General features: G+C 59.5%; 14 protein-coding genes. 6 read left to right on the forward strand and 8 right to left on the reverse strand.

The annotated features are described in order from the left end of the window. The first annotated feature begins 242 nt into the window (after nt 1-242). Nucleotides 243-2,426: a YccS family putative transporter gene (gene yccS / locus LCU97_RS13105; protein ID WP_053156067.1), complete on the forward strand. Its 2,184-nt coding sequence runs from the start codon at nt 243-245 to the stop codon at nt 2,424-2,426. Nucleotides 2,427-2,440: 14 nt separating this feature from the next. On the opposite strand, the gene LCU97_RS13110 is transcribed toward yccS, so the two are convergent. Further along, nucleotides 2,441-3,178 (reverse strand): substrate-binding periplasmic protein, encoded by a 738-nt coding sequence (locus tag LCU97_RS13110; RefSeq protein ID WP_053156064.1) that lies wholly within the window; start codon nt 3,176-3,178, stop codon nt 2,441-2,443. A gap of 251 nt (nt 3,179-3,429) precedes the next feature. On the opposite strand from LCU97_RS13110, the gene LCU97_RS13115 reads away from it, so the two are divergent. Further along, on the forward strand, nt 3,430-3,882 hold the full coding sequence (locus tag LCU97_RS13115; RefSeq protein WP_053156061.1) for a GNAT family N-acetyltransferase: 453 nt from the start codon (nt 3,430-3,432) through the stop codon (nt 3,880-3,882). Between the two features lie 92 nt (nt 3,883-3,974). Here LCU97_RS13115 and LCU97_RS13120 read toward each other — a convergent pair whose 3' ends face one another. The 3 genes from LCU97_RS13120 to LCU97_RS13130 are packed head-to-tail and all read right to left on the reverse strand — an operon-like array spanning nt 3,975 to nt 6,943. Beyond that, entirely contained in the window at nt 3,975-4,271 is a 297-nt protein-coding gene (locus tag LCU97_RS13120; RefSeq protein WP_053156058.1) for a winged helix-turn-helix domain-containing protein, read from the reverse strand. Between the two features lie 4 nt (nt 4,272-4,275). Next, complete coding sequence (locus LCU97_RS13125; RefSeq protein ID WP_053156468.1) at nt 4,276-4,779, reverse strand: M48 family metallopeptidase; 504 nt, start codon at nt 4,777-4,779, stop codon at nt 4,276-4,278. A gap of 40 nt (nt 4,780-4,819) precedes the next feature. Next, the gene (locus LCU97_RS13130; RefSeq protein ID WP_053156055.1) at nt 4,820-6,943 is read right to left on the reverse strand and encodes a putative bifunctional diguanylate cyclase/phosphodiesterase; all 2,124 of its coding nucleotides are present in this window, start codon (nt 6,941-6,943) and stop codon (nt 4,820-4,822) included. A 319-nt stretch (nt 6,944-7,262) separates the two neighbouring features. Here LCU97_RS13130 and LCU97_RS13135 point away from each other — a divergent pair, with 319 nt between their 5' ends. The 4 genes from LCU97_RS13135 (at nt 7,263) to LCU97_RS13150 (ending at nt 10,604) form a co-directional block, all read left to right on the forward strand. Further along, on the forward strand, nt 7,263-7,931 hold the full coding sequence (locus LCU97_RS13135) for a polysaccharide lyase family 7 protein (RefSeq protein WP_053156052.1): 669 nt from the start codon (nt 7,263-7,265) through the stop codon (nt 7,929-7,931). 250 nt (nt 7,932-8,181) lie between these two features. Continuing rightward, nucleotides 8,182-8,850, forward strand: a complete 669-nt coding sequence (locus tag LCU97_RS13140) for a polysaccharide lyase family 7 protein (RefSeq protein WP_232776720.1) — start codon at nt 8,182-8,184, stop codon at nt 8,848-8,850. Nucleotides 8,851-9,817: 967 nt separating this feature from the next. Then, on the forward strand, nt 9,818-10,102 hold the full coding sequence (locus LCU97_RS13145) for a fructose-bisphosphate aldolase (protein WP_232776721.1): 285 nt from the start codon (nt 9,818-9,820) through the stop codon (nt 10,100-10,102). Nucleotides 10,103-10,313: 211 nt separating this feature from the next. After that, nucleotides 10,314-10,604: an I78 family peptidase inhibitor gene (locus LCU97_RS13150; RefSeq protein ID WP_232776724.1), complete on the forward strand. Its 291-nt coding sequence runs from the start codon at nt 10,314-10,316 to the stop codon at nt 10,602-10,604. Nucleotides 10,605-10,662: 58 nt separating this feature from the next. On the opposite strand, the gene fba is transcribed toward LCU97_RS13150, so the two are convergent. The 4 genes from fba to LCU97_RS13170 all read right to left on the reverse strand — a co-directional run bounded on the left by fba (nt 10,663) and on the right by LCU97_RS13170 (nt 13,778). Continuing rightward, nucleotides 10,663-11,727, reverse strand: a complete 1,065-nt coding sequence (gene fba / locus LCU97_RS13155) for a class II fructose-bisphosphate aldolase (protein WP_053156043.1) — start codon at nt 11,725-11,727, stop codon at nt 10,663-10,665. A gap of 244 nt (nt 11,728-11,971) precedes the next feature. Further along, nucleotides 11,972-12,304: an MliC family protein gene (locus tag LCU97_RS13160; protein WP_053156040.1), complete on the reverse strand. Its 333-nt coding sequence runs from the start codon at nt 12,302-12,304 to the stop codon at nt 11,972-11,974. 57 nt (nt 12,305-12,361) lie between these two features. Beyond that, nucleotides 12,362-12,583 (reverse strand): hypothetical protein, encoded by a 222-nt coding sequence (locus tag LCU97_RS13165; RefSeq protein ID WP_053156035.1) that lies wholly within the window; start codon nt 12,581-12,583, stop codon nt 12,362-12,364. 31 nt (nt 12,584-12,614) lie between these two features. Further along, nucleotides 12,615-13,778, reverse strand: a complete 1,164-nt coding sequence (locus LCU97_RS13170; protein ID WP_053156034.1) for a phosphoglycerate kinase — start codon at nt 13,776-13,778, stop codon at nt 12,615-12,617. Nucleotides 13,779-13,802: the final 24 nt, after the last annotated feature.

The raw sequence follows: 13,802 nt of genomic DNA on the forward strand, positions 1-13,802 counted from the left end.
GCTGGCGAATATCTCCTGTGGGAGCGGGCTTGCTCGCGAAGGCGGTGTATCAGCCAATTCAGATGCCGGCTGACACACTGCATTCGCGAGCAAGCCCGCTCCCACAAGGGGGCCGGTAGTGCTTTAGAAATCGTATCCACACGCACCGGAACACTTTTTGCTGTCGGATGTGATCGCCCCCATTGCGTCGGCGTCATTACTGCCTCAATTTAGTGTCATTGCCCGTCAGGCCTGTGCATTTCATGTCATCGACCTCGTTCCGTCAGTCTCTGCGTCGCCTTTGGGCGTTGGATAAATTCAGCTACAGCGTGCGGGTATTCATCGCCCTGACCGGCAGCATGGCGCTGTGCTGGTACCTGGACGAAATGACCCTGCTGATCCCCTTGTTCCTGGGCATCATCGCCAGCGCCCTGGCCGAGACTGATGACAACTGGCAGGGCCGCCTCAACGCACTTGCCGTGACCCTGGTCTGCTTCAGCGTCGCCGCGTTGTCCGTGGAACTGCTGTTTCCCTACCCCGTTCTGTTCATCTTCGCCCTGGCCCTGGCGAGTTTTGGCCTGACCATGCTCGGCGCCCTGGGGGAACGCTACGGCGCGATTGCCTCGGCCACGTTGATTCTTTCGGTCTACACCATGATCGGCGTGGACCAGCGTGGCGGCGCGGTCAATGACTTCTGGCACGAGCCCCTGCTGCTGGTGGCCGGTGCCGCGTGGTACGGCATGCTGTCGGTGCTGTGGCACGTGCTGTTTTCCAATCAGCCGGTGCAACAGAGCCTGGCGCGGTTGTTTCGCGAGCTGGGTCGCTACCTGAAACTCAAATCGTCGCTGCTCGAACCGATTCGCCAACTGGACATCGAAGCCCGTCGTCTGGAGTTGGCCCAACAGAACGGCCGGGTAGTGGCGGCTCTCAACACGGCGAAGGAAATCATCCTGCACCGCGTCGGCAATGGCCGGCCGGGTTCGAAGGTCAGCCGCTATCTGAAGCTGTATTTCCTCGCCCAGGATATCCACGAACGCGCCAGCTCATCCCACTACCCTTACAACGCGTTGGCCGAGGCGTTCTTCCACAGCGACGTGCTCTTTCGCTGCCAACGCCTGTTGCGCCAGCAAGGCAAGGCCTGCCAGGCCCTCGCCGAGTCGATTCAGATGCGCCAGCCGTTCATCTACGACGACACGTTTGCAGAAGCCCTCAACGACCTGCACGCGTCCCTCGAACACTTGCGTATCCAGAGCAACCCGGCCTGGCGTGGCTTGTTGCGTTCGTTGCGGGCACTGGCGGCGAACCTCGGCACCATGGACCGTTTGCTCAGCGATGCCAGCAACCCCGACGCTCTGGCCGATGCCACCGATAGCAGCCTGCTCGACCGCTCGCCGCGTAACCTCAAGGATGTCTGGCTACGCCTGCGTACCCAGCTCACGCCCACCTCGTTGTTGTTCCGCCATGCTCTGCGCCTGCCCCTGGCGCTGAGCGTCGGCTACGCCATGGTGCATCTGATCCACCCTTCCCAGGGCTATTGGATCATCCTCACCACCCTGTTCGTCTGCCAACCCAACTACGGCGCGACCCGACGCAAGCTCGGCCAGCGGATCATCGGCACCGCCATTGGTCTGACCGTGGCCTGGGCGCTGTTCGACCTGTTTCCCAACCCGTTGGTGCAATCGTGCTTCGCCATTGCCGCCGGGGTGGTGTTCTTCACCAATCGCACGACCCGCTACACCCTGGCGACGGCCGCGATCACCATCATGGTGCTGTTCTGCTTCAACCAGGTCGGCGACGGCTATGGGCTGTTGCTGCCGCGTCTGTTCGATACCCTGCTGGGCAGCCTGATCGCCGGGCTGGCGGTGTTCCTGTTCCTGCCGGACTGGCAGGGTCGCCGGTTGAACAAGGTGTTGGCGAATACGCTGACCTGCAACAGCATTTACCTGCGCCAGATCATGCAGCAATACGCCGCCGGCAAGCGCGATGACCTGGCATACCGCCTGGCCCGCCGCAACGCCCATAACGCTGACGCCGCGCTGTCTACCACCCTGGCGAACATGCTGATGGAGCCGGGGCATTTCCGTAAGGAGGCCGACGTCGGGTTCCGCTTCCTGGTGCTGTCGCACACGCTGCTCAGCTACCTCTCGGGCCTGGGCGCCCACCGGGGCACGGAGTTGCCGGGCGACGTGCGCGAACACTTGATCGAGGGGGCCGGGGCGAAGCTGGCCTCCAGCATCGACGAGATCGCCCAGGGCCTGACCAGCAAGACGCCCATCGCGATCCAGAGCGATGAGGAAGAAGCCCTGGCCAATGAGCTCGAACAGATGCCCGACGAAATCGATGAAGGCCAGCGACTGGTGCAGACGCAACTGGCGCTGATCTGCCGCCAGCTCGGCCCGTTGCGCACCTTGGCGGCGCACCTGATCAAGGATGCGGCTGAGGCTTGAGGCCGGAACAGCCTCTACATCCCATGCTGCCTCAGTAACCGCGCATAACTTCCATCCGCCTTCATCGCAGCAATCGCCCGATCGAACCCCGCGACGATCTGCTCATGTTCCGGGTTCTTCAGGCTGACCAGGATATGCAGGCTGTTTTCGCTCAGGGGCTTGGGCAGGAACTCTACGGAATTGCGCACCTTGGCCGACTCTCGGGCCAGGTAGTAACGAGCCACGTACTCATCTTCCAAAGTCAGCTTCACCCGGTCGGCGGCGAGCATGCGTACCGCCATTGCAAAGTTATGCACAGGGACTTTCTGCAACTGCTGGTCCTCATCGAATGCCTTGGAATAGGCATAACCGCGAACCACGGCGATGGGATAAGCGTACAGCTGTTGCAAATTGTCGAACTCGACGGCGGCATCCTTGCGTTTGAGAAAGCGCACGCGGTTGAGCAGGTATTCGGCCGAGAACTGGCCTATATGGGTGCGCTCCTCGCTGTACCAGGCATTGACCAGCACGTCATAACGGCCTTCGCTGATCCCCAGCATCGCTCGGGCCCAGGGTACCTGCTCGAACTCACTGGCATAACCCGCCCGCGCCAGCGCGGTACTGACGATGTCGGTCGCCAGCCCTCCATTGACCAGCGTCGAATCGGTAAAGGGTGGCCATCCATCGCCCACCAGACGCAATTTCTGCGCGCAGGCGTCGTAGCCCCATAACAGCAACCCGATCAAAACAAGAGCTCGATGCAATCGCGGCATGCCAAACATCCTTGAAGGGTGCAAAGCCCGTGTTTTTAGCCGAAACTCAGGCACAGCCCAAAATCTGCGTCCTAACATTAGCTCATTGAAGCCACTGCGCAGCGCCTGCCAACAGATTACATAAAGGCGACAGCACCGTGACAAATGAATGATGGCATTTTGGCCTTTTCCAGGTTTTTCCGGTCGCGGCAAAAGAGACATGTGATGACAGGGCGCTTAATATCGGCATCGGTTTTTTCAGGAAATTCAAAATGGACATCGATTGGGTCTGCAAACACCACAGTGACCTGAGCAGGGAACAGCTGTACGCCATTCTGAAATTGCGCGCCGAAGTATTCGTCGTCGAGCAGAACTGCGCCTATCCGGACGTCGACGGCCTGGATCTGGCGGGCGACACCTGCCACTTGATGGCTTGGCAGGATGATCACCTGGTGGCCTACCTGCGCTTGCTCGACCCCCATTCGCAAAACAGCGACGTGATCATCGGACGCGTAGTGATCGCGCCACAGGCTCGGGGGCAGGGCCTGGGCCACGCGCTGATGGAACAGGGACTCAAACACGCCGAAAAGCATTGGCCCGGCACTGCGATTTCACTGTCCGCACAGGCGCATTTGCAGGGGTATTACGGACGCTACGGCTTTCAAGCAGTAGGTGTCGAATATCTGGAAGATGGGATTCCGCATATAGGCATGCATCGTCCTTGAGTACACCATCGCGAGCGGGCTCGCTCCCACACCGCGTGTTTTGGTGGGAGCGGGCTTGCCCGCGAAGAGGCAAGTCCAGACAAAGCCCAAAGTCAGGGATACTCGAGCACCGCCTTGATCCGCTCCAGATTTCCCTCGATCCACCTCCGGTCAATCGCCCCCCAATCGCGTATCCGATAACACCCGGCATGGTGACGAGCCCCTTCCTGCTGTTCGAACTCGCACACGATATCCAGGTCCGCCAGCGCCGCGACGGTGTCCTGGGCGGTACGCCGAGGCATGCCGGTGGCTTCGGTGAGTGCCGGAACGTTGCGGGCCACGCCACTGTCGATCAGATAGGCCACGTACAAGCGGCGATAAAAGCTGCTTTTTGTCTTGCTGACATCCATCCGGTCATTCCTTTTGTGATTGCAGATCGCGCCAGGTCAGGTAAACCCGCAAGTCGAATTCCAGTTGGTGGTACCCCGGCAGCATGTGCTCACAGAGTTGATAGAACGCCTTGTTGTGGTCCGACTCCTTGAAGTGAGCCAGCTCGTGCACCACGATCATTTTCAGGAATTCGGGCGCCGCCTCCTTGAACAGCGATGCGATGCGGATCTCTTTCCTGGCCTTGAGTTTGCTGCCCTGCACACGCGACACCGTGGTGTGCAGCCCGAGGGCCCGATGCGTCAGGTCAAGGCGGTTGTCGAACACCACCTTGTCGATGGCCGGTGCGTTGCGCAGATGCTGTTGCTTGAGATCCAGCGCATAGCCGTACAAGGCCTTGTCGCTCTGGATCGGATGTCGACCGGGATAACGCTGGTGCAGGTAATCGCCCAGGCGGTCCTGGGCAATCAATTGCCGCACCTGGGCTTGCAGGGCGGCGGGGTACGCCTGGAGGTATTTGAGCGCGGTCATCGGCACGGGAACGTCGAAAAAGGCAGACAGTGTAGCGAATTCAAGCCTGAACCGCGCTCCAGTCAAACGGTTTGGCGAAGGCATCGGTGTCTTCGGCCATCAGGGGGTGAGCCACGAGAAAACCCTGCACATATTCGCAGCCGTGTGCTTGCAGCCATTGATACTGCTCCACGGTTTCTACCCCTTCGGCAATCACCCGCAAGCCCAATTGCGAGCACAGGTCGATCACCGAGGCGGCCAGCGCTGCGTCCCGGGGCGAATCCGGTAATCGGGCAATCAGGTGCCGGTCGAGCTTGAGCGTATCGAGCTCAAGGTCACGCAAGTGCGTTAACGAACACGGCCCCGAACCGAAATCATCCAGCGCGACCCGCACCCCTAGATGACGCAGCAAGCGCAACTGCTTGTGAGTTTCGTCAGGGTTGCGCATCAGCGCATCTTCCGTCACCTCGACCTCCAGCTGTCGAGGTTTCAACGCATGACGCTCCAGCACCTGGCGCAGCTCGGTCACCAGGTTGGGCATACCGAACTGGGTGCTGCTCAGGCTCACGCCCAATACCAAATCATCGGAGAACAACCGCTCCCAGACTTTGCGCTGGGCCGCGCTGCGATGATAGATCCAACTGCCCAGCCGACTGATCAATCGCGCCTCCTCCAGCAACGGCAGGAACAGGCCCGGTGGAACATCGCCGACGCTCGGATGCTGCCAGCGCAATAACGCCTCGAACCCACGGATACGTCCATCGCCAATGCTCACCTGAGGTTGGTAGACCAGATTGAAATCGCGGTTCTCGATGGCCGAGCGCACACTCTCTTCGAGCATCAGCCGGGAACGGGCCCGACCGTTCATTTCGTGGTCGTAGAAACGGTATTGCTGGCGACCGGCACGCTTGGCCTCGTACATGGCGATATCCGACGCGCGCAGCAGGCCGTCGAGATTGGCACCGCAATCCGGATACGTCGCGATACCGATGCTGGCCCCCAGCGTGACATCCATGCCCTCGATCTGCTGGCAGATCGAGACACGCTCGATCAGCATCTCGGCAATCTTGGCGGCCTGCTCCGGATGCTCCAGGTCCAGCAGGGCCGTGAACTCGTCACCACCGAGCCGCGCCAGGATGTCGAACGGTCGCAGGCAGGCCTTCAACTGCTCGGAAACCCAGCGCAACACCCGGTCGCCAGCATCATGGCCCAGCGAATCGTTGACTCGCTTGAAGCCATCAAGATCCAGGTACAACAGCACCCAGTTGCTCTCCAGCCGCTCGCTGCGCATCAGCAGGTTCTCGGCGGTCTGATAGAAGCCCCTGCGATTGAGCAAACCGGTCAACGGGTCCGTGACAGCCTGGAATTCGAGTTGCTGATGCAAGTGGCGAACCACCGACATGTCCTGGAGAGTCACCACCATGGCTTTCTGCTCCGAAGGCAACGGTGCGCAGGACAACGCCACCGACACCTGCTGGCCGGGCGCTGTGCGCAACACCGCATCGTGCAGGCGCCAGGTCTGGCCACGGCAATAAGCGACGTGGATATCGGAATCGGTCCACTGGGGAATGTGCGGCTTCTGCAGATAGTCCAGGAACGGCGTGCCCTGCAATTGCTCGGCGGTGGCATTGAGCAGGCGACAAGCCGATGGATTGACGAAGCGGATGCAGCCGTCTTCATCCACCACCAGGATACCTTCCGCGGCGTTATCCAACACCGAGGCGTTGAAAGCCCTGGCCGCTTCCAGATCCTGACTCAGGCGCTGCAAGGCCCGGCGATTGCGCTGGTGCTCCAGCAAGGCATGGACCTTGGGCTTTAGGATCTGCGGATCGAAGGGCTTGAACAGGTAATCCACGGCACCACTGGCATAGCCCTTGATCACCGCATCCTGGGATTGCTCATTGGCGGTCAGGAAGATGATCGGCGTGAGCCGCGTCCGCTGGCTACCACGCATCAGACGGGCCACCTCGAACCCGTCCATGTCCGGCATCTGCACGTCCAACAACACCAGGTCGATGTCATGTTCGAGCAGCAGATTAAGGGCCTCGACACCCGAGGACGCGGTCATGACCTGCCAATCCTGACGCTGCAACAACGCACGCATGCTGAGCAGGTTTTCAGGGTAATCATCAACAACCAGAAGGACGGAGCTGTCTTCACCAAGCGTAGGTTGCACGCATTCCATGCTGCTTCTCTTATCGGGGCGCCATGTCCGGTTTTTAAGTAGCAAAACGGACAAATTACTGTGATCTCACTCTAGACCGGGTTTCCAAAAAGCAGTAGCTGTCATCGCGCCATCATCCTGACAAAGCCCGAAATAGCCGACTAACGGTCACCCGCCTCAGGCACAGAAACTGCAATAGACCTCAGCGACGCACCATTGACGTCAAACATCCGCCGAACAAACCACAAAAAGCTCATTCCGGTGTTATCAGGGCGCCCCGAACGCGCGGGTTAGAGCCTTCGCGGTGGCGTGCACATTTTTTTCACGACAGGATCTGAACATGATTGACCTTAACACCTGGAACCTGAGCATTCCCGAAGGTAGCCCAGCTATCACCATCGAAACCCCACGCCTGGCACAAGGGTTCAAGGACCAGTACTTCAACGCCGAAACCGGTGTTGCCTTCTTCTGGGCCCCGGTCACCGGCAGCACGACCGCCAACGCGATCTACCCGCGCAGCGAACTGCGGGAAACCTACAGCGATGGCTCTTTGCGCAACTGGCTGTACTCGGCGGCGGATAACAAGCTGCGCGCGACCCTGGCCGTCAACCAGGTGCCCAGCACCGGCAAGATCGTGATCGGCCAGATCCATACCAAGGACAGCAACAGCCCCATGGTCAAGCTGGAATACCAGTACAAGACCTACAGTTCCACGGGCAACATCGTCGCCAAGGTCCGCATGCGTCCCGACGACGAAACGGGCCAGGTCATCACCATTGCCACGGGTGTGAAGCTCGACCGCAACTTTTCCTACCAGATTCACCTCAGCCCGAAGGGTGCACTGGGGATCAGCGCAGCGGGCTATAGCTGGCGAACCACCATCGACCCGAGCTGGAAAGTCAAACCGCTGTATTTCAAGGCGGGCGCCTATGTACAGGACAACACCGGCTACACCACCGAAGGCGGAAAAGTGACGTTCAGCCTGCTGGAAATCCAACACAACATCTGACTTTCACGGGGCACAGCAGCAGGGACCGCTGCCTGTGCGAGGCGCTCAAACGACAGATGCCATAGGGCCATCGTTCAAAATATTTCCAGCTTGGCCGACCAACGGTCATGCTCCTCGGGCACAAAATCGACCAGGGCCACTCTGACGGACAGGAAAAAGTTCACTCCACGCATCATCCAGTCGTCTGAAAAGCTCGAACTAGAGGCTTCGGCTAGGTTTTGCAACTTTTTACTCTGTAGAGGGCCCGCACATGGTCGATCTTGCAACCTGGAACTTGAGCATCCCCGAAGGCAGCCCGCCGAAAACCATTGAAACGTCTCAACTGGTGGATGGTTTCAAGGATAAATATTTCAACTCCGAAGGCAGCACGGTGTATTTCTGGGCGCCGGTCACCGGTACAAAGACTGAAAACGCGATCTATCCGCGCAGCGAATTGCGCGAGACCTACAAAGACGGCACCTTGCGTAATTGGTTGTACCCCGAGGCCGACAACTTTCTGAATGCCACCTTGACCGTCAACCAAGTGCCCAGCAGTGGCAAGGTGGTGATCGGTCAGATCCATACCAAAGACAGCAACAAACCCATGGTGAAACTGGAGTACCAGTATAAGGACGCCAACGACCTCGGTGACATCGTGGCCAAGGTCCGCATGCGTCCCGATGACAGTAAGGCCCGGATCATCACGGTTGCCAGCGGGGTAAAGCTTTCCCAGGCGTTTTCCTACCGTATTCATCTGGATCGTACCGGTGATTTGGGCATTACGGCGGCGGGTCGGAGCTGGTATACCACCATCAGTTCCACTTGGCGGGTCAAGCCGTTGTACTTCAAGGCTGGGGCGTATGTGCAGGACAACACGGGGTATACCAGCGAAGGTGGGAAGGTGACGTTCAGTCGGTTGGATATTGATCACAACACTTGATACTCGCTTAGGCGCTCGAACTGATGTCAGCTTTCATGGCGCTATCAGAAAGGGGTGTATATCCGTTTCTTCGGTAACGGCGGCTTAGGGTTCCGCCCTTACGGCGGGTTACTTTTGAAAAGGCGCCAAAAGTAACCAAAAGCGCCTTGCCCCACCACTGGGCACCTCGCTTACGCGAGGTGTTCCCTCACTCCGGCATTGCTCCGTGGGCCCGCCGCGAAGGGCCATCCATGGCCCAGCGCGGCTAACCCGGCATCCATGCCGGGTTGCCCACTGCGCAATGCCTGCGTTCGGCCCTTGTGGTTAATGGGGCGCTCCAGATCAAAAGCAAAAGCAAAAGCAAGGCGGCCTAAAGGCCGACCTGTTTCTTGCCGGTGTATCCGATCCAAATGTGGGAGCGAGCCTGCTCGCGAAGGCGGCCTGACAGCCGACCAATCTCTCCCTGTTGCCCGATCCACCACAGCATCGACATCCCCCAAGCGCTACGGCAGCGAAAATACCGCGCACCTGCCCTTCTGAAAACCTCGTAGGAAAACACGCACCGTGGCGAGGGAGCTTGCTCCCGCTGGGCTGCGAAGCAGCCCCTTCTTTTCGTCAGACCTAGCCGAGGTCCAATGTCTACGGCGGCTACGCCCCCGAGCGGGAGCAAGCTCCCTCGCCACGGCTTTTGCGGGCGTCCTACAGGTCGGTTGTTGCGTCAAAAATCCGCTCTGAATTCGCTTTATAGTTAGGTCGTCACTGGCTTTGGTCGGTGACGGGGTTTCGCAGCCCCCGGTGAGTTAGAATCACAACCGTCAAAAAACGACTTGGCAACATTTGCCTGAGCTCGGCTTTTCATGGCGGCTGTGTGTGGGAGATCTTCGGGTCTGCCGGGTCCTAACTCCTCGGTCTGCGAACCCGCACGCGGCTGCCACCCATTTGTTTCGCAGCAAAGCAGTGGTCACTTTTCTTCGAGTTAGGAAATGCCATGACAACCGAACGATCTTTTCGCCGTTTCACACCACTTACCCCAATCGCCACCACCCATCCCACGTTGTTCATCGACAGCGCAGCCCCCCTGTCCGAACTCCACGCCTGCGCCAGCGAACGCCTGCACGCCACCCTCGACTACCTGACCCTCATGGCCTGCACCACCCTGCGCGACTCGGCCGAGAACGACATCAATACCGTCACCAATGTCGCCCGTATCATGGTCCAGGACGTGGCGGATGTTTTCGGAGTGATCGAACAACGCGGACTTGAAGAACAATAAAGTGCTCGCGATGCGCCGGGTCAGCAGAATAAACAACTATAAAAATTGGCAGTCCTTATGGCCGGGTGCTTATACGAATTGACAGCAACAAAAAAATGGGCAACCCCGTAAAGTTCTAAAGAACTGTTACTTATTACAGTAGCCAAAAATTCAACATTCTCCAGACTGAGCTTACCCATATGGGTAAACCTCAAAAACAGGGAGTTAGGACATGATCAGCAAACCTTTATTTTTGGCGCTGCCGCTGTTGCTTGGCGCCGCCGCCCAAACGCATGCAGCCTGCGACAGCTCTTTGGTCCAAAGCTTCGTGGGCAAGGTAGCAGACGCCACAACCGTGGAAGAAGCCGTTAAAACCGCGAACGCAAGCCTTGCCAGGACAATCCCACCGCCAGGCAAAGCAACAAAGGACTTCGTTCAGGATCGTCTTAACATCTACACTGACGAGGACAATAAAATCACATCGTTAAGTTGTGACAAAGGCTCGGCAATTAAACTTCAGTAATTCAACACACTGCCATAAAAAACCCGCATCACTGCGGGTTTTTTATGACACTTGAAAATCAGTTGACCTTAGCGTTCAACTCACCCTTCAGATACCGCTGATACATGCCTTCCAACGAGATCGGCTTGATCTTCGAAGCATTACCCGCAGTGCCGAACGCTTCATAACGCGCGATGCATACATCACGCATGGCGGTCACGGTGGCGCCGAGGAATTTGCGTGGGTCGAATTCGCTCGGGTTGGTCGCCATCAGGCGGCGCATGGCGCCGGTGGAGGCCAGGCGCAGGTCGGTGTCGATGTTGACCTTGCGCACGCCGTGCTTGATGCCTTCGACGATTTCTTCAACCGGTACGCCGTAGGTTTCCTTGATGTCGCCACCGTACTGGTTGATGATCGCCAACCACTCTTGCGGCACCGAGGACGAGCCGTGCATCACCAGGTGGGTGTTGGGGATGCGTTTGTGGATTTCCTTGATGCGGTCGATGGCCAGCACGTCGCCGGTAGGCGGCTTGGTGAACTTGTAGGCGCCGTGGCTGGTGCCGATGGCGATGGCCAGGGCGTCGACCTGAGTCTTCTTCACGAAGTCGGCGGCTTCTTCCGGGTCGGTCAGCATCTGGCTGTGGTCCAGCACGCCTTCGGCGCCGATGCCGTCTTCTTCACCGGCCATGCCGGTTTCCAGCGAGCCCAGGCAACCCAATTCGCCTTCCACCGAAACGCCGCAGGCGTGGGCCATGGCAACGGTCTGCTGGGTGACGCGCACGTTGTATTCGTAGTCGGTCGGGGTCTTGCCGTCTTCGCCCAGGGAGCCGTCCATCATCACCGAGCTGAAGCCCAGTTGAATGGAGCGCTGGCAGACGTCCGGGCTGGTGCCGTGGTCCTGGTGCATGCACACCGGGATGTGCGGGAATTCTTCGATCGCCGCCAGGATCAGATGACGCAGGAATGGCGCACCGGCGTATTTGCGCGCACCGGCCGAAGCCTGGACGATCACCGGAGAGTCAGTCTTGTCAGCGGCTTCCATGATGGCGCGCATCTGCTCGAGGTTGTTGACGTTAAAGGCTGGAACGCCGTAGCCGAACTCGGCTGCGTGGTCCAGCATCTGACGCATGCTGATAAGTGCCATTGTGTGTCTCTCCCGGTCGAGGGTCGTTAATCGTGCCAGCCTGCCGGAGCGGCGGCGGCTCTTCAAGTCATTGCGGATCGGGGGGTGTCCCCGGCCCGGGTGTTCGGTGAAGCAAAATTCTCGAAACTACAGGGCGCCCTGTGGGAGCGGGCTTGCTCGCGAATGCGGTTTCACATTCAACGAATGTGCAAGCTGATCCACTGCATTGGCGAGCAAGCCCGCTCCCACACTGGATCTCTGTGAGTCAATCGGCCTTGCAGCCACGCCCGATCAGGTCATTGGTCGCGACCCAGTACGCCAGGCCTTCCTCGCCCTTGATGTGGAACGCCAGCATGTCGTCGCTGTACAGCGCACCCGACGCCCCCGGTTCCAGTTTCAGGCGATAGACCTGCTCGGCGCCGCCGAGGCGGACATCGACGGTCTTGTGGGCGTCATCGGTGTAGCGCCAGATCACCTTGGCTTCGCTGTCGCAAGTCCAGGTGGTCCAGCCCGCCACAGGCTCGGACGGATGCAGCAGATTCAACTGCGCGCAACCGGCCAGCAATGCCAACGCCATGACGGCGATAAAGCCTTTCATCCGTGTTCCTCGACTGACGACACACGCCGCCAGCCCTGAGTTAAAGGGTCAGACCCGTCAAGGACAACCATGTTCCTTGGCCGGGGTTTGCGTTTCGTATTTGTCCAGACCGTCCGGCCCCGAACGCTTGTTCAGGACCGGGTTGGTTTCCGCTTGCCAGTCCGCCTGGTAGCAGCCCGACGCGGGCTCACTGGGGGCCGGCTCCGGGGTGGCTTGCGGCTGACTGCCGCAAGCGGTCAGGGCCACGGTCAGTGACAAAAGCATCCACGTTTTGACCATCGGAACACTCCCTTGCCTGGTCATCGGAATCTCAGGCCTTGGCCCGGCTTTCCAAGACTTCTACCGCCGGCAGCACTTTGCCTTCGACGAATTCGAGGAACGCACCGCCGCCCGTCGAAATGTAGGAAATCTGCTCGGCCACGCCGTACTTGTCGATGGCCGCCAGGGTATCGCCACCACCGGCAATGGAGAACGCAGCGCTTTCAGCGATGGCCTGGGCCAAGACCTTGGTGCCGTTGCCGAACTGGTCGAACTCGAATACACCGACCGGACCGTTCCACAGAATAGTCTGGGAAGATTTCAGCAATTGGGCGAAGTTGGCCGCGGTCTGTGGGCCAATGTCCAAAATCATGTCGTCTTCGGCTACATCGGCGATGGCCTTGACGGTGGCGGCAGCGCTTTCAGCGAATTCCTTGGCAACCACTACATCCACGGGCAACGGCACGCTGACCTTGGCGGCGATTTCACGGGCGGTGTCCAGCAGATCCGGTTCGTACAGGGACTTGCCGACCGGATGACCGGCCGCCGCGAGGAAGGTGTTGGCGATACCGCCACCTACGATCAATTGGTCGCAGATCTGGCTCAGGCTGTTCAGCACGTCGAGCTTGGTAGAGACCTTGGAACCGGCCACGATGGCGGCCATCGGCTTGGCGGGGGCGCCCAGGGCCTTGCCCAGCGCATCCAGTTCGGCGGCCAGCAATGGGCCCGCCGCCGCGATCTTGGCGAACTTCGCCACGCCATGGGTCGAACCCTCGGCACGGTGCGCGGTACCAAAGGCGTCCATCACGAACACGTCGCACAGGGCAGCGTACTGCTGGGCCAGTTCGTCGGCGTTCTTTTTCTCGCCCTTGTTGAAGCGTACGTTTTCGAACAGCACGACGTCGCCGGCCTTCACGTCCACGCCGCCCAGGTAATCCGCCACCAGCGGCACTTCGCGGCCCAGGGCGCGGCTCAGGTAGTCGGCCACCGGCTTGAGGCTGTTCTCGGCCGAGAACTCGCCCTCGGTTGGACGGCCCAAATGCGAGCAGACCATCACGGCCGCGCCTTTTTCCAGGGCCAGCTTGATGGTCGGCAGCGAAGCCAGGATACGCGCGTCGCTGGTGACGACACCGTCCTTGACGGGGACGTTGAGGTCTTCGCGGATCAGTACGCGCTTACCTTGCAGATCGAGGTCGGACATCTTCAACACGGTCATGGGTCGCAATTCCTGGATAACTGT

The sequence above is a fragment of the Pseudomonas uvaldensis genome, assembly GCF_021271205.1.
GTDB classification, from domain to species: domain Bacteria; phylum Pseudomonadota; class Gammaproteobacteria; order Pseudomonadales; family Pseudomonadaceae; genus Aquipseudomonas; species Aquipseudomonas uvaldensis.

Bases quoted from the DNA above. Each gene is read 5' to 3' on its own strand.
- yccS (WP_053156067.1), top strand. From the start codon at position 243: ATGTCATCGACCTCGTTCCGTCAGTCTCTGCGTCGCCTTTGGGCGTTG.
- LCU97_RS13110 (WP_053156064.1), bottom strand. From the start codon at position 3,178: ATGCCGCGATTGCATCGAGCTCTTGTTTTGATCGGGTTGCTGTTATGG.
- LCU97_RS13115 (WP_053156061.1), top strand. From the start codon at position 3,430: ATGGACATCGATTGGGTCTGCAAACACCACAGTGACCTGAGCAGGGAA.
- LCU97_RS13120 (WP_053156058.1), bottom strand. From the start codon at position 4,271: ATGGATGTCAGCAAGACAAAAAGCAGCTTTTATCGCCGCTTGTACGTG.
- LCU97_RS13125 (WP_053156468.1), bottom strand. From the start codon at position 4,779: ATGACCGCGCTCAAATACCTCCAGGCGTACCCCGCCGCCCTGCAAGCC.
- LCU97_RS13130 (WP_053156055.1), bottom strand. From the start codon at position 6,943: ATGGAATGCGTGCAACCTACGCTTGGTGAAGACAGCTCCGTCCTTCTG.
- LCU97_RS13135 (WP_053156052.1), top strand. From the start codon at position 7,263: ATGATTGACCTTAACACCTGGAACCTGAGCATTCCCGAAGGTAGCCCA.
- LCU97_RS13140 (WP_232776720.1), top strand. From the start codon at position 8,182: ATGGTCGATCTTGCAACCTGGAACTTGAGCATCCCCGAAGGCAGCCCG.
- LCU97_RS13145 (WP_232776721.1), top strand. From the start codon at position 9,818: ATGACAACCGAACGATCTTTTCGCCGTTTCACACCACTTACCCCAATC.
- LCU97_RS13150 (WP_232776724.1), top strand. From the start codon at position 10,314: ATGATCAGCAAACCTTTATTTTTGGCGCTGCCGCTGTTGCTTGGCGCC.
- fba (WP_053156043.1), bottom strand. From the start codon at position 11,727: ATGGCACTTATCAGCATGCGTCAGATGCTGGACCACGCAGCCGAGTTC.
- LCU97_RS13160 (WP_053156040.1), bottom strand. From the start codon at position 12,304: ATGAAAGGCTTTATCGCCGTCATGGCGTTGGCATTGCTGGCCGGTTGC.
- LCU97_RS13165 (WP_053156035.1), bottom strand. From the start codon at position 12,583: ATGGTCAAAACGTGGATGCTTTTGTCACTGACCGTGGCCCTGACCGCT.
- LCU97_RS13170 (WP_053156034.1), bottom strand. From the start codon at position 13,778: ATGACCGTGTTGAAGATGTCCGACCTCGATCTGCAAGGTAAGCGCGTA.